Genomic DNA, 21,646 nt, shown 5'->3' on the forward strand with positions numbered 1-21,646 from the left:
TGGCAACGAAAAAAAGAGGATCCGCCATGAATGACACCCTGGATGATTACCAAGAAAAACGCGATTTTACGGGCACGCCCGAACCCTCTGGCGCTGCAAAAAAGGCATCGCCTCCCCATGCCTTGCAGTTCTGTATCCAGAAGCATGACGCAAGCCATCTGCACTACGACTTTCGCCTTGAACTGCAGGGCACACTCAAAAGCTGGGCCGTGCCTAAAGGACCAAGCCTGGACCCTCAGGTCAAGCGTCTGGCGGTGCAAGTGGAGGACCATCCACTGGATTACGCCGCGTTCGAAGGCCATATCCCTGAAGGCCACTATGGGGCAGGGGATGTGATTGTCTGGGATCGCGGGGTGTGGAAGCCCGTTGGCGACCCGGTCGAATCTTTCAAAAAAGGCAGGCTGCAGTTCGAACTCGAGGGCCACAAGCTGCAAGGTAGCTGGAGCCTGGTGCGTTCACAGCAAGAGGGCAAGAAGCAACTCTGGTTTTTGATCAAGCACCAGGACGATGCCGCTAGAGCGGAGTCCGATTTTGATGTGCTCACTCAGCGGCCGGAATCCGTAATCAGTGGTCGCATCCTCAAACCCCGACCGGCAAAGCACACGCCAGGGAAAGCCTGATTCAGGTAAAGGGAACGTTAGCCGTGCTGCACGGGTCCACCGTTTCTATACCCCAAACCGGCGTCTGGCCGGTAACCACAACGAGGTGAACATGCGCAGCATTATTTCTGCATCAATATTGGCCGGTCTTCTGTGTGCAGTGCCTTTCGCAGCACAGGCTGACGATGACAAGGCCAGTGACTGCAAACCGGGTCAGATCCTGGCCGAGTCCATGGACCTGAGCAGTTGCTATGGCAAAGGCGACAAGGCACCGGATCAATACACCCGCGACACGGCCGCGATAAAAAACTGGAAAGCCAAGGGGCTGCCGCAACCCACCGATACCGAGCAATGGGTTGAAATCAGCGGGCATTACGTCTTGGTCAACCGGGTCAACTCGGTGATCAAGGAGATACGCAGCAAGGACGCCAAAGTCCTGACCAAGTAGGTTCTGCATGCGCAGCCCCCCACGCTCAAGGTGATCCTGATGACAAACCCGAACGCACTTGCACCACTCGGCGAGCAACCCGTCATCCTGCAGGTCAACGGTCAATCACATTCCCTCGTGGCACCGGCCAACGCGATTTTGCTGGACGTGCTGCGCGACCGCTTGCACCTGTATGGAACCAAAAAAGGCTGTGATCATGGCCAGTGCGGTGCCTGTACCGTGCTGGTCAATGGTGAGGCGATCAACTCTTGCCTGTCACTGGCGGTGCAGCATGAGGGCGACAGCATTACCACCATCGAAGGCCTGGCCGAAGGGGACCGGCTGCACCCGGTGCAGGAAGCCTTTTGGGAGCATGACGCGTTTCAGTGCGGTTACTGCACCCCGGGGCAGATCATGAGTGCCGTCGCCCTTCTCAATGACCCGAATATTGCGGCCGATGACGCCAGCGTGAGGGAGGCCATGAGCGGCAATATCTGCCGCTGTGGCGCCTACAAAAATATTCTGGCGGCCGTGCAGTCGGCGCGGACCAAAATGGGCAGGGACGTCTGATGCGCACCTTTGACTATGTACGTCCCGGTTCTCCCGACCAGGCCATCGAGCATGCGTCTACTCAACCCCACAGTTTTTATCTGGCCGGTGGCACCACGTTGCTGGACCTGGTGAAGCTGGATGTGATGCCGGCTGATCATCTGGTCGACCTCAGGCAGCTGGCGCTCAAGCAAGTCGAGGCATTGCCGGACGGTCGCTTGCGTATCGGCACCCTGGTCAGCAACACCGAACTGGCGTGCCATCCATTGGTGCGTGAGCGTTACCCGGTGCTGGCCCAGGCCATTCTCGCCGGCGCGTCCACGCAGTTACGCAACAAGGCCAGCACCGGCGGCAATGTAATGCAGCGGGTGCGCTGCAACTACTTTCGCGATGGCGTCTCGGCTTGTAACAAGCGCGAACCCGGTTCCGGTTGTGCTGCCATCAGCGGTCTGAATCGCAGTGTGCATGCCGTGCTGGGCACCAGTGATCACTGCATCGCAACCCACCCTTCGGACATGTGTGTGGCCATGACCGCCATTGGCGCCCAAGTCACCTTGCAAAGTCGCGATGGCAGTACCCGGGATGTCGATTTTGGCGAGTTTCATTTATTGCCCGGCGAAACCCCGTGGCTTGAGCACGCCATGGCTGAGCACGAACTGATTACCCATGTGACGCTGGACGCACCGCTGCCCGGCAGCCGCTCCTCATATCTGAAACTGCGCGACCGCAGCTCCTACCAGTTTGCCCTGGCCTCCAGCGCCATCATCCTGGTGCTGCAAGGACAGCTCATCACTCAGGCCCGGATTGCCCTGGGCGGCGTAGGCACCAAACCCTGGCGTTCGGTTGAGGCCGAAAACAGTCTGGCCGGGCAAAAGGTGTCAGCGGATACCTTTGCCCGGGTCGCCGCGCTGGCCATGCAAGATGCGCGGCCTTATGAACATAACGGGTTCAAGATCCCGCTCGGGCAACAGGTGATTGTGCGCAATCTTCGTGACCTCACCACCCAGGAGTCACTATGAACCCGCCAATTATCGGTATTGCTCAACGCAGGATTGATGGCCGGCTCAAGGTCAGCGGCGCGGCACGTTACGCAGCCGAGCACCCCCGACCCGGCATGCTGTATGCCTATGGGGTCTACAGCACCATTGCCCACGGCCGTATTTGCAACATCGATGACCGGCAGGCAGCCGCGATGCCGGGGGTGATCAGCGTGCTGCATCATGGCAACTGCCCCAAGCTCTATCGTACGCCTGCGGCGGCCATGGACATGGCGCAGATCCTCAGTGCCAGCAAGGTCGATGAGTTTCGTACACCCTTTGAAGATGAGCGGGTGTCTTATCCGGGCCAGTTTGTGGCGCTGGTGCTGGCCGAGAGTTTTGAGCAGGCCAGAGCAGCAGCCTATAGGGTCATGGTCGAGTACGAGGTTGGCGAACCGATCAGGAGCCTGGCCGAAGCCATGGCCACCCATCAGGGCAAGGATGGCGGGGCAGGCCATACCCGGGGCGACCCGCAAGCGGCGTATGCCTCGGCTGCCAGATCCATTGACGTGACCTACACCACCCCCGTGGAAAACCACAACCCGATGGAGATGCACGCCACCACTGCATGGTGGGAGGACGGCCGCCTGTTTGTTTATGAAAGCACTCAGGGCGTGGTCAATCACCGCAATGTGCTGGCCAACGTGTTCGATTTGCCGCCGGACCGGGTTGAAGTGCGGGCGCCGTTTATTGGCTCTGGATTCGGCAGCAAACTCTGGCCCTGGCCGCATTCCATCGCCGCCTGCGCAGCGGCGAAAGTCAGCGGCCGGCCGGTCCAGCTGATGCTGCCACGCCAACAGATGTTCACTACGTCGGGGCACCGGGCAGAGACTTCGCAGCGCATGCGGCTGGCCACCGACAGCATCGGCAAACTGGTATCGCTGCGCCATGAATCGCACAACAGCACCTCCACCACCGACGCCTACACCGAGCCTTGCGGTTCTGTAAGCAAAAGCCTGTATTCCTGCCCGAATGTACTGGTCAGTCACAAAAATGTGCCGGTCAACCGTGGCACACCCACCTCCATGCGTGCCCCCGGTGCGGCGCCGGGATTGTTTGCCCTGGAATCGGCGATTGATGAAATGGCCGAGGCCGCAGGGATCGACCCCATGGATTTTCGCCTGCTGAACATGGCGTCCATGGACGAAAGCGTCGGCCTGCCGTGGTCCAGCAACCACTTGCAAGAAGCCATCGAAGTCGCCGCGCAAAAGATTGGCTGGCAGCAGCGCAACCCTGCCATTGGATCAATGCGTGACGGCGACGAAATCATTGGCTATGGCATGGGGGCCTGTAACTGGGAAGCGTCCCAGGTGCCAACCGATGCGCGGGTGATCCTGCGTGCTGACGGCACGGCGCTGGCCCAGTGTGGCCTGCAGGATATTGGCACCGGCACCTATACCATCGTTGCGCAAACCGTCAGCCAGTTGACCGGGTTGGCGCTGGATCGCATTGAGGTTCAGCTCGGCAGCTCGGCGTACCCGCCGGGCGCCATGTCCGGCGGCTCATGGGCCACCTCAAGTGTGATGCCGGCCATCGCGGGCGCGACGCGCCAGGCGTTGGACAAACTGCGCGAGTATGCGGTGTTGAGCGCCGGTCAGTTCGCCGGTAAAAAGCCTGAAACCCTCAAGGTTGAGGCGGGGCAACTGGTCAGCGGCAAGCAGCGGGTATCGTTCTGCGAGGTCCTGAACCAGCAGCGCCTGTCACATGCCGAGGGGACCTTCAAGAGTGGCGCAGCGAAGACCGGTACCTGGTCATACCGCTCCTTTGGCGCCCATTTCGTCGAAGTCCGCTGGGACCCCGGCATCTCCAGATTGCGGGTGGCGAGGGTGGTCAGCGCCATTGATGTGGGCAAGGTGGTCAACCCGCTGGCGGCCAGCAATCAGGTTGAGGGGGCGATTGTGATGGGCATCGGCATGACGCTGTTCGAAGCGGGCGAGTTTGATCCGGTCAGCGGGCTGCCGGTCAATAACAACCTGGCCGAATACGTGGTCCCGGTGCACGCCGATCAACCCGTGATCGATATCACGCTGCTGGATTACCCGGACCTCAACCTGAGCGAGTTCGGTGCCCGCGGCATTGGTGAAATCGGTATCACCGGGCTCGCCGCCGCCATCGCCAACGCGGTGTACCACGCGACCGGCAAACGCATCCGCGGGCTGCCGATCACCAAGGAAAAGTTGATGCATGGACTCCCTTGACTTGCAGGTCATCCAGCAGGCTCAGCACTGGGTGACCGCGGGCCAACCGGTGTGGCTGTGCACCGTACTCTCAACCTTCGGTTCCGCCCCGCGAGGACCGGGGGCGATGCTGGTGGCCATGGCCAGCGGTGAGCATCGCGGGTCGCTGTCAGGAGGCTGCGTCGAAGAGGACTTCATGGAACGCCTGTGCACCGGGCAGTTTGCCCCGGTCAATCAGGTGGTGCGTTATGGCGATGGCGGCCTGGCGCCCACCCTTGAGTTGCCGTGCGGCGGCGTGCTGGAAGTATTGATCGAATACCTGGCGCCCGAACCACAGACACTTGAGCATCTGGAACTACTCAGACAGGCATTGACCGGGCAGTGTCTAACGACCCGGGGCGTTACCCCGGGCGGCCTGACCCGCCGTGTTTTACCGGGCACGGTGAATGGCCCGCGGGTGCAAGTGGCAGCGCATGAAATATTGATCCGGGTGGGGCCCGTGGTGCGTCTGCTGCTGGCCGGCCTGTCCCCGGTGGCCGAGTTTTGCGCCAATTTTGCCTTGGCGCTGGGTTACGAAGTGGTGGTCTGTGATCCACGCCCCCAAGTGCTTGAAGGCTTTGCACTGCCGGGCGTGCATGTCCACCCGCGCTTGCCCTCAGTCTTCATCGAGGAGGGTGGCTGTCACGCGGCTACTGCGGTGGTGGCCCTGACCCATGATCCCCGGCTGGATGACCTGACACTGATGGAGGCGGTAAGAACCGAAGCCTTTTACATTGGCGCCATGGGCTCGCAGCGCACCAGTGACAAGCGAATCGAGCGCCTGGCGCGCATTGGCGGCCTTGATGCCCGGGCACTGGCCCGCATTCATGCGCCGATCGGCCTGCGTCTGGGGAGCAAGACCCCGGCTGAAATAGCCCTCGCCGTGATGGCCGATATCTTGCGCGTCTCCAATGGCATTGGCCGGCGAGATGTTTAAACGGCCGGAACCTGACATCTGCAGCGCTACATGGGTTACAAATGAACCCCTAACAATAATTACCCGTCACGGATCGAGGTCTCACCTATGCAGTTGTCCCGCTTTCCCTTCACCGCAGCCACCGTTCTGGCGCTGGTTGTCAGCGCGACCGTCAACGCCGCCGACATTACCCCTCAAGCGTTGCTGGCCCAGGCCCGGGCCGAACAACCTGCTTACCTGGACACCCTGAAAACCCTGGTCTCGGTGGATACCGGAACCGGCACCAAGCCGGGCCTGGACCAGGTCAGTGCGCTGTTGGTCAAGCGCTTGCAGGACCTTGGCGCTAGCGTCGAGACCAGCCCGGCAACCCCTTCGGCCGGGGACAATATCGTCGGCACCTTCAAGGGCACCGGTGATAAGGACTTCCTGCTGATGGTGCACTACGACACCGTATTCGGACCCGGAACGGTGGCCAAAAGGCCATTTCGCACCGAGGGTGAGCGCGCCTATGGCCCGGGTGTTGCCGATGCCAAAGGCGGCGTGGCGATGATCCTGCATGCGGTCAAGCTGCTACAGGACCAACAGTTCAAGGACTACGGCACGCTGACCGTGCTGTTTAACCCGGACGAAGAGATGGGGTCGGCCGGGTCGAAAAAAATCATTGCCGACCTGGCGCGCAAGCATGACTACGTCTTCTCCTACGAGCCGCCCGACAAGGACGCGGTGACTGTGGCCACCAATGGCATCAACCAGCTCGGCCTGGAGGTCAAGGGCAAGTCCTCCCATGCGGGCTCCGCCCCGGAAAAGGGTCGCAATGCCCTGACTGAACTGGCGCACCAGATCGTCCAGCTCAAGGACCTGGGCGACCCGGGCAAAGGCACCACAGTCAACTGGACCATGGCCCAGGCCGGCGAAAAGGCCAACATCATTCCCGATCTGGCGACCGCCCAAGCGGACATGCGTTACTCGGACGTGACCGAGAGCGAGCGGGTGCTGGCTGACGCCAAACGCATTGCCCAGAACAAACTGATCCCTGAGACCGAAACCGTGATCACCCTGCACAAGGGCAGACCGCCGCTGGCCAAAAATGACGGCTCCGAATCCCTGGCCAAGACGGCCCAAGCGTTGTATGGCGATATCGGTCTGAAGGTTGAGCCCATCGCCATGCGTTTCGGCACAGATGCGGGATATGCCTATGTGCCGGGCAGTGCCAAACCGGCGGTCCTCGAAACCATGGGGGTTGTGGGGGCAGGGCTGCATGCCGAAGATGAATACATCGAACTGAACAGCGTAGCGCCGCGGCTGTACCTGAGCGTGGCAATGATCAGAAAACTGTCCAAGTAACCCCCCTGCAGGAGCGAGCTTTTCAACGAAGAGCCTCGCGAGCAAGCTCGCTCCTACAGTTGGCCTTGTGCCCGCAGGGGCAGGGGCAGGGGCATCGGGGTCGGTTTGATGAACTTGATCCCCAGATTGTCGACCTCACGCTGTTCTGCACGAGAGTGACAAGCTCGCTCCTACAATGCTTGCACGATGCAGGCGGCATCCAGAGCTCTTTGAATAAGCCGAATCAGGCGAACTGCATTTGCGGCACATGCTCGGGGACGATCAATTTGCCGGCGGTCTTGCTCACGATTTCCTCGACGCTGACCCCGGGAGCACGTTCCTTGAGGATGAATGCGCCGTTATCGATTTCCAGGTAGGCAAGGTCAGTCAGTACCCGCTTGATGCACCCGGCGCCGGTCAGCGGCAGGCTGCAACGCGACAGCAGTTTAGACTCTCCGTCCTTGGACGCATGGGTCATGGTGACGATGATATTGTCCGCACCCGCCACCAGGTCCATCGCGCCGCCCATGCCCTTGACCATTTTGCCGGGGATCATCCAGGAGGCGATGTTGCCCTGCACGTCGACTTCGAAGGCGCCGAGCACGGTCAGGTCGATGTGGCCGCCGCGAATCATCGCGAAGGATTCAGCCGAGGAGAAGATCGATGCCCCGGTGCGGGCGGTAACGGTTTGCTTGCCGGCATTGATCATGTCGGCGTCGGCTTGGCCTTTTTGCGGGAATGCGCCCATGCCCAGCAGGCCGTTTTCCGATTGCAGCATCACTTCCATGCCTTCGGGGATGTAGTTGGCAACCAGGGTGGGAATGCCGATGCCCAGGTTCACGTAGAAGCCGTCTTGCATTTCGCGGGCGACGCGCTGGGCCATTTGTTCGCGGGTAAGAGCCATTGTTGTTCTCCGTGCTCTGTGATCCAGAGCTTAAGGCTGGGGGCAGGGATCAGGCGCGCTCGGTGAGCTGTTCGATGCGTTTCTCGAACGTGCCGCAAATGATCCGGTCGACGTAGATGCCAGGGGTATGGATCTGGGTCGGGTCCAGCTCGCCGGGCTCGACGATTTCTTCAACCTCGACCACGGTGATCTTGCCCGCAGTGGCGGCCAGCGGATTGAAGTTTTGCGCCGTGTGGCGGTAGATCACGTTGCCAAAATGGTCAGCCTTCCACCCTTTGACTATGGCGAAGTCGCCGGTGATCGACTCTTCCATCAGGTAGGGCCGGCCCTTGAATTCACGGATTTCCTTGCCGTCGGCCACTGGGGTGCCGACTCCGGTAGCGGTGAAGAAGGCTGGGATCCCGGCACCACCTGCGCGCATTTTCTCGGCAAGGGTGCCCTGGGGGGTCAGCTGGACTTCGATTTCGCCACTCAGCAATTGACGCTCGAACAACGCGTTCTCGCCGACATAGGAGGCAATCACCTTGCGTACCTGGCGGTCTTCAAGCAGTACGCCGAGGCCAAAGCCGTCGACCCCGCAGTTGTTTGAGACCACGGTCAGGTCACGGGTACCTTTGCGTTTGATCTCGCTGATCAGGTTCTCCGGGATCCCGCACAGACCGAAGCCTCCGGCGATCACGGTCATACCGTCCTCGAGTCCGGCCAGGGCTTCCTCGTAGGACGCCACACGCTTGTCGAAACCTGCCATAGACACCTCTTTTATTGTGGGTAGTGGGTGGTTAGCCAATGGCAGAGAGTGTTAACCGGCAGTATTGATTTGTTAAATTGATTTTTAGGGTGAATTAATTGATAAAGTAAAACAATAAATCAAAAGGACCCGCCCATGACCGTGAAACAGATGCGTGCTTTCCTCGCTGTGGCCCAGAGCCTGAGCTTTGCCGTGGCCTGCGAAAGGCTGCACTTGTCCCAGTCGGCGTTGAGCCTGACGATCAAGGCTCTGGAGGAGGGGCTGGGCGGGCGCCTGTTCAGTCGTACTACGCGCAATGTGGCACTGACCCCGAGGGTGAGTCGCTATTGCCGCTGGCACGTAGGTTGATTGCCGAGTGGGACAACGCCGAGGACGAGATGCGCCAACGCTTCACCCTGCAGCGCGGGCGTGTGACCCTGGCAGCAATCCCGTCATTTTCGGGCAATTTGTTGCCGCGCATCCTCAAGAAATTTCGCACCTTTCACCCCAAGGTCAACGTCACGGTCAACGACGTGATCAACGAACAAGTGCTGGAGATGGTCCGTGACCGCCAAGTGGAACTGGGGGTGGCTTTCGAACCGGGCCCGGGGTCGTCGCTGACCTTTACCCCGCTGTATATGGACCGGTTTGTAGCGGTAGTGCCCAGTGACTCGGAGTGGGCCGGGCGCTTGCTAATCGACTGGCAAACCCTGCTTGAGCAGCCCTTTATCACCTTGCAGCGCCCCTCGGCGGTACGGGTGATGCTCGAAGAACATCTACAGGCGCGGCAGATGAAATTGCCGGTGGAGTTTGAAAGCCATCAACTGGCTACGGTGGGGCGCATGGTGGCCAGCGGGCTGGGGGTCAGCGCAGTTCCGGCGCTGTGTGCCGAACAGATGCGCGAGCTTGGTGCCCGCTGCATCACCTTGCATGAACCGGTGGTCGAGCGGGCAATCGGCATACTGACCAAACCCGGCCATGAATTGTCGGCGGCAGCCCAGGCGATGTTTGACAGCTTGATCGGCGAGCAGCTTGGCGAACGGTTTTGTGAATGAGGTCGGCGCGTCCCCTGATACCTTCGGCGTAATATTTAGTTGTACTTTTAAAACACTCCTAGTTGCACTCGAACATTCCTAAATACATTTCGACACTGGTTTTATGTTGCGGCCAAAACTCAACTTAAGCAGTTCAATATTTTGGCCGCAAGCTCAATGAATTGGACATGGCGAATACTGTCGGTTGGCGACTTAATGACGGGTGGTATTTAGGAGCTCATCACAATAAATAAGAATGCTCTTATTTATTGTCACGTCGATTCTTAATCTATCTTGAACGGATTATGTATTGGGCATAACGCCTGTTTTATTTAACAAAGTGATTGAGTAAGATCGCCGCCGCTGCACTCAACCAATCAAGCTCCCGGAGCGGAGCGCTTATATGGAAGTTACTGTATGTCTTTGAAAAAAACCTTGCTCGTGACCTGCCTGCTGGCTGTATCGGGTAGTGCTATGGCTGCCACCACGGCCGACTTGCTGGTCACCGGCAAGATCGTTCCTGCCGGCTGCGATGTGACAATCGGTACCGGCGCAGCTCTGGATCTGGGCGATATCAATGTTGCAGATCTCAACGAAGACCATGACAAGCCAACCACATTGGGCAACAGAAGTATTGGGTATAGCATCACCTGCACCGGTCCCGTGGTCCTCAGCACTAGCTGGGTTGACAATAAGGAAGCCGACGGAATTTACCCTATAACTGGTAATCACAACCTTTTCAGCCTCGGCAAAGACACTGCTGACGCACCCATTGGTCACTTGTGGTTCCAGCATGGCGGTGGCGCAAGCGTAGCCGTAACGGGCAATGGTGCAGAGACCCATGCGAATGTCATCACAAGTGCTAATGGCGTTGACTGGTTTGACGCAACTTATGGCCAGGCCAGCAAAACCCACGTGAACTCCTTCGCTCCAGTGGGTGAAACCACCCCGGCGCCTTACACCACCTATAGCGGCAATTTTGTTCTCAAACCCCAGATCGCTCCGGTCAATACACTGGACCTGAGCACTGCACTGACAATTGATGCCAACGCAACCATGGAACTTACTTACTTGTAAGTAAACCTTTAGTACAGCGCCGGGCGACATCCGGCGCTGTATTAACTTTTATACAGATATCATCACGCCTGCGTATGTTTGTCACTGCCTCACCCTATGACTATTGGGGCGGCGCAGTAGTGCGCGCGACATAAATAATGTCGAGCATCGCAAGTTAAATAAAGGTCTTGATTATGCTTTGCACATGCAAGCAGTACTTAAAGGTTTTGCGGGGCGCTGTTTTGCTGTTAATGGCGTTTGTATTCCAGTCGGTACACGCCTCCGGCATGACGCCGGATACCACTATTGTTCTGGTCAAAGTGGCGGATGGCGAAGGCAGTATCAATATCACCAATACTCATCCCAGTGCCGCACTGTTATATACCTCTCTGGCCAACATTACTGAAGACAAGGAAACCCTGCTGGTGGTTACGCCACCCATCATGCGCGTCGAGCCCGGACAAAAGCAGCTGGTGCGCTTCATTGTTCAGGCGCGTACGCCCATCACGACCCAGCGTCTGAAACGGGTGACCTTCGACGGTATCCCGCAAAAGAACAACGACGGCAAATCCACCGTCACCATGAACGTACGGCAGAACTTGCCAGTGATCATTCATCCCGAGGGCCTGGCGTTGAAAAACGATCCCTGGGTGCTGCTCAAATGGACGCGTACCGGTAACACCCTGAACGTAAGCAACGACAGCCCTTACGTGGTGCGTTTGACCAAGCAACTGACCCTGCTTCCAGGCAAGACGGCGGCCGAATTGCCCAACAATTACATCCTGGCCGGGCAATCCCTGTCAGTGAAACTTCCCGACAACACACCGGCCTCGGTGGAGTCGGTGCAGTTCACCCCCGCAAGCCTCTACGGCTTTGCCGTTAACGCGTTTAGCGCACCGCTGAACTGATCGTCCCTCTTTTCACTGTCGATTTAGGATGCCCCGGATGATTCTTAAGCCATGGGCAGCGCGTGGGTGTACCGCGCTGTTTAGCAACCTGAGCTGTTCGAGCCTGCTGGCTAGTTTGTTATTTTCCCTGAGTGGCGAGGTCTTAGCCCAGACGACAACGGCCTCCACCGGTCAGCCCGCTGACAGGCTGGCGCAATTCGATATACAGATGCTCAAACACCGGGGCATCGACCCCGGGGTGGCACAGTATTTCGCGGCCGCACCGCGCTTCGGTTCCGGTAATCGACGGGTCGATTTGTGGGTCAACGGTAATGCCAGGGGCCAGGTCGAAGCCCGGTTCGATGATCAGGGCCAGTTGTGCTTCAACCGTGCATTACTGGATCAGGGCGCGCTGCAAATCCCCAAGGCGCAGTGGCAGAAGAATCCCGGGCAAAGCCCCGACATTCAGGCGATTTGCTACGACTTTGCTGGCGCCTACCCGCAAACCGAAGTCGAGTTACTGCCTAACAGCCAGCAAGTGCGGCTGGTGGTGAGCCAGGATGCCTTGCGCCCGGTGGCCGAGGATCGGGGGGTCTATCAGGGCGGTGGCAGCGGGGGGCTGATCAATTACGAGTTGCAGACCTACACCTCGAAGTCGGGCAGCTACTCGAGCAATTATCATTCGGCCAACACCGAGATCGGTTTCAATCTCGGCGACTGGATCGTGCGCAGTCGCCAGTCATTTACCGCCAATGACAACGGCAATGACTTCCAGACCCTGTACACCTACGGCCAGACCACCTTTGTCGACCAGGCCCGGACCCTGCAGGTCGGCGAGATTAATATCAGCGACTCGGTACTCTCGGGCGTACCGATCACCGGCTTGCAACTGATGCCCGAAGCCGCCCTGCAAGGCAGCAGCCAGGGCGGGGCGACGGTTAACGGTATCGCGCAAACCCAGGCCCGGGTCGAAGTGCGTCAGGCCGGCGCATTGATCTACAACACCGTGGTGCCCGCCGGCCCCTTCAGCCTGTCGGACATCCGGCCGCTCAACAGCAATACCGATCTTGAGGTCCGGGTCATTGAAGCCGATGGCCAGGAACAGCGCTTCACGGTGGCGGCGGCGTCTTTGGTGCGCACCAGCCTGTCGACGCCGGGCGCGTCGTTCTCCGTCGGCAAATTGCGCACCTTCGACAGTTACCAAGGGGTCAAACCATTGATCGCCACCGCCAGCGACGGCTGGCTGCTGGGTTCCAGCAACAAGATCTCAGCCGGTGCGATGCTGGCCGATAACGACTATCAGGCCGCTGCGCTGGAACTGGACTCGGTGCTCAGCCCTGCCACGGCACTGACCTTGCGCACAGTTGTTTCCCGGGCACCCCGGGTCAAGGGGACGGGTACCCAGGCCAGTGCCAGCCTGAGTACCCGGGTCAGCGAAAAAATCAGCCTCAGTGTCAACACCACCCACCAGAACCGTGACTACCGTGACCTGCTGGATACCACCAATCGCCATGCCGATTACGACCCCAGTGGCCTGAGCCGGGAGCAGTACGGCGTTTCGGCAACCTGGTCCGATCCGCTGCTGGGCAGTTTCAACAGCAACTATTCGACATCCCGGTCGTTTGCCGGACATGCCACCGACTACCTCAGCGCCAGCTGGAGCAAGTCGTTCACACACTTCAACCTCAATGCCAGTGTTGAAAAGACCAGCCGCAATCTCAATCGCAACTCCCAGCCCCGGCGCACGCGCAAAGACCAGCCGCAAACCGCCATGTACCTGTCACTCAGCGTGCCCTTGGGGGGCGGGCGCAGTACCCGGACCTACGCCAATAAGCGCTCGGATCGCACCCGTTACGGCGCCAGTTTCAATGACAGCAGCTTTGAACGGTTCAATTACAACGTGGCGGTTGAACGAGAAGTGGAAGACGCCAGCCAGCAGTTGTCCGCCAACGCCAGCCTGCTGACCCCCTACGCCCAGACGTCATTCGGGGCTTCGCGCAGTGACACCAGCAACAGCTTCAACGCCCGGGCCAGCGGCGCGATGGTGCTCCACGGCCAAGGCCTGACGCTGTCGCCGTATCAGGTACAGGACAGCTTTGCGATTGCCTCGGTAGGCGATGTGCCGGGGATCAAGCTCCAGACCCCGAGTGGTCCGGTGTGGACCGATAGTGCCGGGCGCGCGGTGGTGGCCAGTCTGAACCCTTATCGCTCGACCGGGGTGCAAGTGGAAACCAAGGGTTTGCCGCGCAACATCGATATTCAAAACGGCCACCAGATGCTCTCTGCGAGCCGTGGCTCGGTGCATCAGATGGATTTCGAAGTGCTCAAGAGCCGCCGTGTGCTGTTGCACATCACGGACAGCAACGGCGGGGTTCCGGCCAAGGGTGCCAGTGTGCTGGATGCCAATGGCGGGTTCATCACCAGTGTCATCGATGACGGCCAGGTCTACCTGAACAACCTGGAACATGCAGGGCCGCTGCGCATACAACACAGCGACGATCAGTACTGCCAATTGAGCTTCGAGGTGCCCGATGAACAGGACCTGGAAAGCTATTTTGAAACCCTTAATGCCAACTGTGCCGCAGATGCCGAGAGCCTGATGGCAGTCAACGGGAGCACCCGGTAAATGACCATTTGCGACATCATCCGCACAGTACTGATGGCCCCCGCACTGGTGTGCAGCCCGCTGTTGCTGGCCAGCGAATGCGAGATCACGCTGAGCAACACCCATCTCGATTACGGCGTGCAACAGCATCCTTCAGGTGCCGTGGCGCTACAGGGCAATCACCGGCTGGACAGCCGCGAGATCCGCCTGAATGCCAGTTGCCGGGACGATTCGGCCATCGAGTTGACTCTGCACGGGGCGTTACATGCCAACCAGATGAAATTCAGCGATCAAGGGCAGGTCAGCATTCGCCTGAGCAGGGCGCAACTGGATGGTCGGCCCGTTGGCCTGGCCAAACCAGGTGACCTTGGCGTTACGGGTGCCGGGGTCGAGAGCCTTGCTGCCGCGCCGGGTGACGTCATCGTGCCCGTTGAAGCCGGTCGCGCGGCGCGCGGCAAGGCCCTGGTGCTCAGCCTTGAAATCGTTCCGCAAGTGCCGCTCAGCGATATGCGCTCACGGGATGCCAAAGTTCACGAGGGGCAATTGCGCATCGACGTTAACGGGTCATGAGCCATGCCGGTGGTGTGCCTTTCAATCATAAAATTCTGGAGCACGTGACTCTATGCATCCCTCGAAAAGCTTGACCCTGGGCTGCCTGATGCTGCTCGCCGGCAATGCCTTGGGCGCCGCCAGCGTTGACCTGAGCATCAGCGCCACGACTCACCCCGCGGCCTGTGATATCCGCCTGGATAACGGTGGCAAGGTGGACTATGGCACCTTGCAACATGGCGACCTCAACCCCGACAGCAGCCGTGAAACGCTGCTACCGCCGAGGACCATCGGCTGGCAGATCAATTGCGGGTACGCGGTGCCCATCGCCTTGCAATGGACCGATAACCACCAGGCCTATGGCAGCCACCCCCACGGCCCCCATTACTTCAGCATGGGCAAGGATGCCCGGGGAGCGCCGATTGGCAGCATGGAGCTGTTCTATGGTGATGCTACGGTCGCTGACGGGCACACCGTAGCCGCCATCTCCAGGCCACTGGGGAGTGATAACTGGATAGCCAATCTGGATGGCATCGTCGATAACCGCTTCGTGCTGGCATTTGCCGCGCCCGGTACCGCTCTGGTCGGGGCATTCGCCAGCTACTCCGGGCAGTTGTCGTTGACCACCCGCATCGCGCCGCTCGACAGCCTGGACCGTACGCGGGTGATCCAGCTGGACGGCAGTGCCACTGTTGAAATTATTTATCTGTAACTGGTGGCAGGAGGTCTGATCAAAAGTGGCACTTTGTTTTTTTGTTCGATGAAACTTTCAAATGTTGAAATTTAAATAAATGCGCTCTTGCAGGGCGTGACAATGGAACGGGCAATATAATTATGCATCTTAAAAAAACGTTACTCTTCGCTTCTTTACTTGCTGTTTCGTTCAGTGCTGTTGCCGCGACAACTGCCGACCTGAGAGCGACCGGCAGAATCCTGCCGGGCGGTTGTGAGGTGACACTCAATGGCGGCGCAGCGGTCAATCTTCGTACGATATCGGCTGCTGATCTTAATCCCGACCCGGACGCCGCCACCCGACTTGCGGCGGTACGTGTTCCTTTTGATATCACCTGTCTGAGGCCAGCGATCATTGCCACTTCCTGGACTGATAACCATGAGGCTGAAGGGGCCTACCAGCCCAGTGCAGCGACATTCAGCCTGGGCCAGGATGCAGCTGGAACCCCTATTGGTAACTTGCGCATCACCCATGGCCCGACCATACCGGTAAGTGGCGGTGTCAGCTCAACGGCCAAAACCCTGACCAGTACCGATGGCATTGCCTGGGATTTCTCAATAGCCGGCCAGATCGTCAAGACCGGCATGATTGGTTATGGTGTTGTGGGTGGACCGAACATCCCCGCGGCCTTTCAAACTTATGGCGGCGAACTTGTTCTGACACCGACGATCGCCCCCGTCAATACACTGGATATGAGTTCAACTCTGAACATAGAGGCCAGTCAAACTATTGAACTTCGTTATTTATAAGCAAGCTGCATCAAACGGAATAAAGCCTTATTTATTGGAGCGATAAACCCACGAAAACGTTTCGTAGTCGCTGACGAGGCACGAGGCTGCGATAAGGTCCGCAGGACCTTGCCTGGTCCCCAGTACCCCCCTCGCAGCCTCGTTTCACTCGTCAGCGACTACAGGGGCGATCCGTGTTTGTAGTACGCACCGAGCTGGCCGTGCAACCGTAGTGTTGCCGGAAGCTGCGGGTGAATTGCGCCTGGTCACTGAAGCCCCAGCGCATGGCCAGCTCACCGATCGACAGCCGGCAACCGGGGTCATTCAGGCCTCTGTTGACCGCCTCAAGACGCTGCAGGCGAATCCACTCCCCGAGACTGTAGGGCGTACCGCTGAACAGCTTGTGCACATAGCGCACCGACAGGCCGCAGGCACTGGCGATCATCGGCGGCGCCAGGTCGGGATTGCCCAGTTGCTGTTCGACGTAGTGCTCGATGCGTTGCAAATGCATGGCCGCCAGATTCGAGCTTTCGCTGCTGAGCACCCGCTCGTCATCACGCAGGGCCATCAATAACGTGGCAAGCGCTTGTTCCAGCAGCATGTGGCGCACGGCTTCGTCACACTCGTCGAAGCGTGCGGCACACATGGCCAGTTGATCGACAAAGATACGGCCCAGGCCACGCTTGGCATCAAAGCACAAACGCGTATAGCGCTCGGCGCCGCGCAGTTGGCCATGCAGTGCGCGTTCGGGGAGTTTGAACACCCACAGATCGTTATCGCAGGCATAGTGAAAACGGTAGGGCGCATCGCCACGCTCGAAAATGAACCCGCCGGGGCGGCAATGCAGTGCACGGCCGTCCTGCTCGAAGTGCACTTCGCTGCGACGCGGTACGGTGACCAGGTAGCAGGCTTCCTGGTCTTCACTGACCTGGGACTTGCTGCGTGAATAGCCAAGCTGGCTGGATCGCAAACGCGAGAGGGTCAGCGCGGTGCTGGCGGTTTCCCAGATTTGCAGGCTGCCGCTGAACGTTGTGCTGGGCGAAAACTCCAGCGAAAGCGGAAAATAGGCACTGGCGATCGCGTCCGCCCATAGCGGCTGGCGTTGACTGTCGGGCCAGGAACGGGTGGATAGTTTGTGCGCCATGGCTGCCCTCGTATGGTTTTTATTATGAGGACGGTGCCGACCCGTAGAAGCGTCGACACCGCTGGTTCACCATCATTTGCCAATGCTTACGGACGGTCAATCACAAGGTGTCAGCCTGTAGGTGGCAGACGGGGCTAACACCGCCTGCCAGCCAGGGGGCACGACGATGTTGGTGGTCGACTCTTCTATCACGCAAGGGCCCTGCACGATTTGTCCGCACTGTAGCTGCTCACCGTTGTAGACCGGTGTTTGTTGCCAGTCTGACTGGGCGCTGAACAGCATCGGCCGGTAACCGCAGGCTTGCGCCGCGACAGCCTCGGCGGGTTGCGCCAGTTCCGGCATGGGCGGGCGTTGCAGACGTGCAATCACCGAGCATTCGAGATTCACCAACTCCACCGGGCTCTCAGGCTCGCTGTAGGAAAACAGTGCCTTGTGGCGGGTATGGAACGCCTCGCGCAAGGCCACCAGCCCCGCCTGATCCAGTTGCCCGTGGCTCAGTTCAACGCTGCATTCGTGAATCTGCCCCAGGTAACGGATCTCCAGGTTGTACAGGCATTCGACGTTATTGCCGGCGCCGTAACCGTCGTCGCGCAAGTTATGCATGCCACGTTCGCGCAGGTCACCCAGGGTCTGGTTGAGCAATGTCAGGTCGATCAGCTCATCGTCCAGGCGCATGGGCAAGGTGGTCAACTGGTCGTAACGGATATCCGAAAGGATCTGCCCGTAGGCACACAGCCCGGAAGCCACTTTGGGGATCAGCACCACCTGGCTGCCGATTTCTTCGGCCAGGCGCATGACATGCATGCCCGCAGCACCGCCCGCACCAATCAGGGCGAAGTCCCGCGGGTCATAGCCGCGCTCGATCGATACCCGACGGATACCGCTGACCATGTTCAGGTTAACCAGGGTGATGATGCCGATTGCGGCACGCTCAACGCTGATGTTCAAGGGCTCGGCGATTTTACGCCGGATCGCCTCGATGGCTGATGTGCGGTTCAGGCGGATGCTGCCGCCCAGCAGTGCGCCGTCGGCCAGGTAACCGAGGGCCAGGTTGGCGTCGGTGACGGTAGGCTCGGTACCGCCCTTGCCATAGCACACCGGCCCGGGGTTGGCCCCGGCACTGCGCGGACCGACCTGGAGCATGCCGAAGTCATCGAGGAAGGCAATCGACCCGCCCCCGGCACCCAGGGTTTCCACCTGAATCATCGGCACACCGATGCGATAGCGCAGAAAGTCGGTGTCTTTGCTGAAGTTGGTACGCCCGGCTTTGCTCAGGGTGATATCGAATGAGGTGCCGCCCATGTCCACGGTGATCACATTGTCGATACCGAAAGGTTGGGCCACGCACAACCCGGCTTGTGGTGCTGACGCCGGGCCGGAGTTGATGGCATTCACCGCACGCTCGCGCATCACCACCCCGGGTGCCAGCCCGCCGTTGGATTGAAAGTAGCGGGTGGGTTGCTGCGCCCCAAGTTCTTCGAACAAGGCGTCGATCTTTTCGATGTAACGGCCCATCACCGGGCTCAGGTAGGCGTTGACCACGGTGGTTGAGGTACGGGTGTACTCACGGATTTGCGGGAACACTTCATTGCCGGTGCAAACGAACACCCCCGGCAGGGCCGCCCGCACCATCTCGGCAGCGCGCTGCTCGTGGCCCGGATTACGCACCGACCAGACGAACGAAATGGCCACCGACTTGACCTCCTGTTCACGGAAATACTCGATCGCTTCGGCAATCGCCCGTTCGTCCAGGGCGGCGTATTCGCTGCCGTCACTGATGATCCGCCCACCGATCGGCCGCCGCAGATGGCGCGGTACCAGCATATAGGCTGGCGGGTAACTGGCATCGTAGCGGTGCCCGTCTTCCTTGTGACCGAGGCGGATTTCCAGACTGTCTTCATGGCCCTCGGTACACAGCAGGCCAACCTTGACCCCGGTTTTCTCGATCAGTGCGTTGAGGGCCACGGTGGTCCCGTTGATGCACAGGTCGCAGTCGCCAATGATCTGCGCAGGGGTGCGACCCAGGGCATCGGCCATTTGTGCCAGGCCGTTGCGGATGGCCAGGGTGCCGTCCTGCGGGGTCGACGGTGCCTTGAACAGCTGCACGTTGCCGTTGTGATCCGCCAGGATGAAATCGGTGAAGGTGCCGCCGGCGTCGATGCCCAGACGATATTGGTGTTTGGTCATGATCAGGGATTCCAGGTTGCTCAAAGGGGCAGGGGCAATCAATGCGCGATACGCAAGGCGTCAGTCGCGGCGTCATCGACCTGACCGTCGCTGTCAATCACCACGCCATATTCCAGGCGGGCGCCTTCACGGGACACCAGGGCATTTCGCACATCGTTCAACACACTGGCCACGGGGCGGCGCAAAGGGTTGCCATAACCACCACCACCGGGGTTCACGTTGATCACCCGTTCGCCGGGCCGGGCGGTGAGTTGCGCGTTGTAGATGAAGTGCTGTTCTTCCCCGTCGCTGTGGCGGTGAATCAACCGCCCGAGCTTGGGCTCGAGCATCACGTTGTTCGCGCCTGCCGCCCCCGACGTTGGCAGTTGCCGGCCCTCACCAAAGCCGACCACGGTCATCGCGTGATTGAGCGGTTCGATTTCAATGCGGGTCCCCGAGCCACCGCGAAACTCACCGGCGCCACCGCTGTCGGTCATCAGGCTGTAGCGGTGGATGAGGATCGGGTAGGAGTGCTCCAGCAGTTCGATATCGCCGGACATCAGCGCCCCGAAGCAACACAGCGGACCGCAGGCCGGCCAGCCGTCCATGGCCTTGTTCGCCCCGGCCCCGGAGATGATTGATGCGAGCACCATGGTTACGTACTCGTCGTTGCCATTGCGCGGGTCATGCCCGGCGATATTGATACCGCTGGCGTGGCCCCACGAGGCCGTGACGCGATCCGGCGCTGCCTGCTCCAGTGCCTGGCGCACGGCATCGGCCAGGGTCTCCATCGGCGTGGTGGTGCTGTTGACGTGTGGAGCGGGTTCTTTGGCGTTGCACAAGGTGCCCGGCGGGCCGAGGTCGACGGATACGCAGCGGTACAGCCCTTCGTTGTACGGCGGTGGTACCTGGGCAAACATCATCAGCCCCAGATACACCCCGGACACCGAGTTGCCGGCGTAGGAGTTGATGAAGTAGGGCACTTGCGGCGGGCTCTCGATCAAAATATGCGCCTCGTCACCGCGAATCTCCACCTGAGCGGTGATCGCCAGTTCGCCCAGCCCGTGCCCCGAGTCTTCAAGCACCGCAGTGCCGGTGTAAAAACCGTCGGGCACCTCACGCAGAAGTGCACGCATGTGCCGGTCAGCCATGTCTTTCAACTCGGCGATGCACGCGCGTACCTGTTCCACGCCGTAGCGTTCCAGCAGTTCGAGCAAGTGCCGCTCACCGACGTTGCAGGCGCCGTATTGAGCGTTCAGATCGCCTTCCTGATAGGCGCGGGCCCGCATGTTGGTCAGCAGCAGATTGATCACATCCTCGCGGCGCTTGCCCTGGGACCAGAGCTTGACCGGAGGGATACGCAAACCTTCGGCGTAAATCTCCTTGGCGTCGGGGTTATAGCCGGCGGGTACCGGGCCGCCGATATCGGTCAGGTGGCCTTTGCACACGGCCCAGAACACCAGTTCGCCCTGGTAGAACACCGGTTTGTACATACAGCAGTCAAGAATATGGCTGCCTTTATAGGCCGGGTCATTGTGGTAGATCACATCGCCTTCCTGGATGTCATCACCGAAGAATCCGGCCACGCACTTCATCGCCGGAATCAGCGAACCGAGATGAATAGGAATGTCCTGGCCTTGCAGGATCATTTCCGGAAGGTGGTCAAAGAGCGCATTGGAATAATCGTGAGCCAGATTGAAAACGCTTGAGCGCCCGGTTTTTTCGAGGGTTATGGTCATTTCGCGCTGCGCGGTTTCGAGCGCGCCACGCACGACTGCCAGGGTGATCGGATCTACTGTGCTCATGGGTCACCAGAAATCTTGTTGTTATTCAGGTGGAGGTCAGGACGAACGTCTAACCCACGGCACAAAACTACGCGCACCACACCGCGACTGGCTTGGCGCCCGGTGCACTGATTGTTGACCCAGGGTGCACTGCTCGTTAACACCCTTTAGGTAGCAGTGGCCCAAGGCTACGTCCGATTGCTAAGCGATCGTAATGCGGCGTGCACGGTTTGCCTGACGCAGCCTCGTTTTACTCATCAGC

Annotated in this window: 17 protein-coding genes and 3 pseudogenes; 14 read left to right on the forward strand and 6 right to left on the reverse strand. The window is 59.7% G+C overall.

Annotation, left to right across the window (positions count from 1 at the left end; all coding sequences use genetic code 11):
• Positions 1-26: 26 nt before the first annotated feature.
• The 7 genes and pseudogenes from AOC04_RS08745 to AOC04_RS08775 form a co-directional block, all read left to right on the forward strand.
• Positions 27-590: pseudogene (locus AOC04_RS08745) on the forward strand (DNA polymerase ligase N-terminal domain-containing protein); the annotation flags it as partial.
• A gap of 121 nt (positions 591-711) precedes the next feature.
• Complete coding sequence (locus AOC04_RS24130; RefSeq protein WP_060692478.1) at positions 712-1,047, forward strand: RcnB family protein; 336 nt, start codon at positions 712-714, stop codon at positions 1,045-1,047.
• Positions 1,048-1,086: 39 nt separating this feature from the next.
• Positions 1,087-1,596, forward strand: a complete 510-nt coding sequence (locus AOC04_RS08755) for a (2Fe-2S)-binding protein (RefSeq protein WP_082363675.1) — start codon at positions 1,087-1,089, stop codon at positions 1,594-1,596.
• The gene (locus tag AOC04_RS08760) at positions 1,596-2,594 is read left to right on the forward strand and encodes an FAD binding domain-containing protein (protein ID WP_060692480.1); all 999 of its coding nucleotides are present in this window, start codon (positions 1,596-1,598) and stop codon (positions 2,592-2,594) included. The genes AOC04_RS08755 and AOC04_RS08760 overlap by 1 nt, the downstream gene beginning before the upstream one ends.
• Complete coding sequence (locus tag AOC04_RS08765; RefSeq protein ID WP_060692483.1) at positions 2,591-4,810, forward strand: xanthine dehydrogenase family protein molybdopterin-binding subunit; 2,220 nt, start codon at positions 2,591-2,593, stop codon at positions 4,808-4,810. Before AOC04_RS08760 ends, AOC04_RS08765 begins: the two co-directional genes overlap by 4 nt.
• Entirely contained in the window at positions 4,797-5,765 is a 969-nt protein-coding gene (locus AOC04_RS08770) for an XdhC family protein (RefSeq protein WP_060692485.1), read from the forward strand. Before AOC04_RS08765 ends, AOC04_RS08770 begins: the two co-directional genes overlap by 14 nt.
• Before the next feature lie 87 nt (positions 5,766-5,852).
• The gene (locus AOC04_RS08775; RefSeq protein ID WP_060692488.1) at positions 5,853-7,088 is read left to right on the forward strand and encodes a M20/M25/M40 family metallo-hydrolase; all 1,236 of its coding nucleotides are present in this window, start codon (positions 5,853-5,855) and stop codon (positions 7,086-7,088) included.
• Positions 7,089-7,153: 65 nt separating this feature from the next.
• On the opposite strand, the pseudogene AOC04_RS24450 reads toward AOC04_RS08775, so the two are convergent.
• The 3 genes and pseudogenes from AOC04_RS24450 to AOC04_RS08785 form a co-directional block, all read right to left on the reverse strand.
• Positions 7,154-7,252, reverse strand: a pseudogene (locus tag AOC04_RS24450) (PaaI family thioesterase); the annotation flags it as partial.
• A 59-nt stretch (positions 7,253-7,311) separates the two neighbouring features.
• Positions 7,312-7,971: a CoA transferase subunit B gene (locus tag AOC04_RS08780; protein WP_060692491.1), complete on the reverse strand. Its 660-nt coding sequence runs from the start codon at positions 7,969-7,971 to the stop codon at positions 7,312-7,314.
• 49 nt (positions 7,972-8,020) lie between these two features.
• Positions 8,021-8,719, reverse strand: a complete 699-nt coding sequence (locus AOC04_RS08785; protein WP_060692494.1) for a CoA transferase subunit A — start codon at positions 8,717-8,719, stop codon at positions 8,021-8,023.
• Positions 8,720-8,854: 135 nt separating this feature from the next.
• On the opposite strand from AOC04_RS08785, the pseudogene AOC04_RS08790 reads away from it, so the two are divergent.
• From AOC04_RS08790 to AOC04_RS08820, 7 genes and pseudogenes are all read left to right on the forward strand, one after another.
• Positions 8,855-9,753 (forward strand): annotated as a pseudogene (locus AOC04_RS08790) (LysR substrate-binding domain-containing protein).
• Between the two features lie 396 nt (positions 9,754-10,149).
• Positions 10,150-10,809 carry a DUF1120 domain-containing protein gene (locus AOC04_RS08795; protein WP_060692496.1) on the forward strand — a complete coding sequence of 220 codons (660 nt, stop codon included), beginning with the start codon at positions 10,150-10,152 and terminating at the stop codon, positions 10,807-10,809.
• Positions 10,810-11,039: 230 nt separating this feature from the next.
• Positions 11,040-11,696, forward strand: a complete 657-nt coding sequence (locus tag AOC04_RS08800; protein ID WP_237178899.1) for a fimbria/pilus chaperone family protein — start codon at positions 11,040-11,042, stop codon at positions 11,694-11,696.
• 208 nt (positions 11,697-11,904) lie between these two features.
• Positions 11,905-14,301, forward strand: a complete 2,397-nt coding sequence (locus tag AOC04_RS08805) for a fimbria/pilus outer membrane usher protein (RefSeq protein ID WP_171970571.1) — start codon at positions 11,905-11,907, stop codon at positions 14,299-14,301.
• Positions 14,302-14,850 carry a DUF1120 domain-containing protein gene (locus AOC04_RS08810; RefSeq protein ID WP_060692500.1) on the forward strand — a complete coding sequence of 183 codons (549 nt, stop codon included), beginning with the start codon at positions 14,302-14,304 and terminating at the stop codon, positions 14,848-14,850.
• Positions 14,851-14,902: 52 nt separating this feature from the next.
• The gene (locus AOC04_RS08815; RefSeq protein WP_060692503.1) at positions 14,903-15,541 is read left to right on the forward strand and encodes a DUF1120 domain-containing protein; all 639 of its coding nucleotides are present in this window, start codon (positions 14,903-14,905) and stop codon (positions 15,539-15,541) included.
• A 122-nt stretch (positions 15,542-15,663) separates the two neighbouring features.
• Positions 15,664-16,311 carry a DUF1120 domain-containing protein gene (locus AOC04_RS08820; protein WP_060692505.1) on the forward strand — a complete coding sequence of 216 codons (648 nt, stop codon included), beginning with the start codon at positions 15,664-15,666 and terminating at the stop codon, positions 16,309-16,311.
• 151 nt (positions 16,312-16,462) lie between these two features.
• Here AOC04_RS08820 and AOC04_RS08825 read toward each other — a convergent pair whose 3' ends face one another.
• The 3 genes from AOC04_RS08825 to capB all read right to left on the reverse strand — a co-directional run bounded on the left by AOC04_RS08825 (position 16,463) and on the right by capB (position 21,405).
• Positions 16,463-17,434, reverse strand: a complete 972-nt coding sequence (locus AOC04_RS08825; protein ID WP_060692508.1) for an AraC-like ligand-binding domain-containing protein — start codon at positions 17,432-17,434, stop codon at positions 16,463-16,465.
• A gap of 96 nt (positions 17,435-17,530) precedes the next feature.
• A complete protein-coding gene (capA, locus tag AOC04_RS08830) occupies positions 17,531-19,621 on the reverse strand; it encodes a caprolactamase subunit alpha (protein WP_060696911.1) in 2,091 nt (696 codons plus the stop codon).
• Between the two features lie 38 nt (positions 19,622-19,659).
• Positions 19,660-21,405 (reverse strand): caprolactamase subunit beta, encoded by a 1,746-nt coding sequence (gene capB, locus AOC04_RS08835; RefSeq protein ID WP_060692511.1) that lies wholly within the window; start codon positions 21,403-21,405, stop codon positions 19,660-19,662.
• Positions 21,406-21,646 lie beyond the last annotated feature (241 nt).

The organism is Pseudomonas versuta (genome assembly GCF_001294575.1).
Taxonomy (GTDB): Bacteria; Pseudomonadota; Gammaproteobacteria; order Pseudomonadales; family Pseudomonadaceae; genus Aquipseudomonas; species Aquipseudomonas versuta.

Coding starts and splice junctions, on each gene's coding strand:
- AOC04_RS24130 (WP_060692478.1), top strand. CDS start 712: ATGCGCAGCATTATTTCTGCATCAATATTGGCCGGTCTTCTGTGTGCA.
- capA (WP_060696911.1), bottom strand. CDS start 19,621: ATGACCAAACACCAATATCGTCTGGGCATCGACGCCGGCGGCACCTTC.
- AOC04_RS08785 (WP_060692494.1), bottom strand. CDS start 8,719: ATGGCAGGTTTCGACAAGCGTGTGGCGTCCTACGAGGAAGCCCTGGCC.
- AOC04_RS08770 (WP_060692485.1), top strand. CDS start 4,797: ATGGACTCCCTTGACTTGCAGGTCATCCAGCAGGCTCAGCACTGGGTG.
- AOC04_RS08820 (WP_060692505.1), top strand. CDS start 15,664: ATGCATCTTAAAAAAACGTTACTCTTCGCTTCTTTACTTGCTGTTTCG.
- AOC04_RS08760 (WP_060692480.1), top strand. CDS start 1,596: ATGCGCACCTTTGACTATGTACGTCCCGGTTCTCCCGACCAGGCCATC.
- AOC04_RS08755 (WP_082363675.1), top strand. CDS start 1,087: ATGACAAACCCGAACGCACTTGCACCACTCGGCGAGCAACCCGTCATC.
- AOC04_RS08805 (WP_171970571.1), top strand. CDS start 11,905: ATGCTCAAACACCGGGGCATCGACCCCGGGGTGGCACAGTATTTCGCG.
- capB (WP_060692511.1), bottom strand. CDS start 21,405: ATGAGCACAGTAGATCCGATCACCCTGGCAGTCGTGCGTGGCGCGCTC.
- AOC04_RS08800 (WP_237178899.1), top strand. CDS start 11,040: ATGGCGTTTGTATTCCAGTCGGTACACGCCTCCGGCATGACGCCGGAT.
- AOC04_RS08765 (WP_060692483.1), top strand. CDS start 2,591: ATGAACCCGCCAATTATCGGTATTGCTCAACGCAGGATTGATGGCCGG.
- AOC04_RS08810 (WP_060692500.1), top strand. CDS start 14,302: ATGACCATTTGCGACATCATCCGCACAGTACTGATGGCCCCCGCACTG.
- AOC04_RS08780 (WP_060692491.1), bottom strand. CDS start 7,971: ATGGCTCTTACCCGCGAACAAATGGCCCAGCGCGTCGCCCGCGAAATG.
- AOC04_RS08775 (WP_060692488.1), top strand. CDS start 5,853: ATGCAGTTGTCCCGCTTTCCCTTCACCGCAGCCACCGTTCTGGCGCTG.
- AOC04_RS08815 (WP_060692503.1), top strand. CDS start 14,903: ATGCATCCCTCGAAAAGCTTGACCCTGGGCTGCCTGATGCTGCTCGCC.
- AOC04_RS08795 (WP_060692496.1), top strand. CDS start 10,150: ATGTCTTTGAAAAAAACCTTGCTCGTGACCTGCCTGCTGGCTGTATCG.
- AOC04_RS08825 (WP_060692508.1), bottom strand. CDS start 17,434: ATGGCGCACAAACTATCCACCCGTTCCTGGCCCGACAGTCAACGCCAG.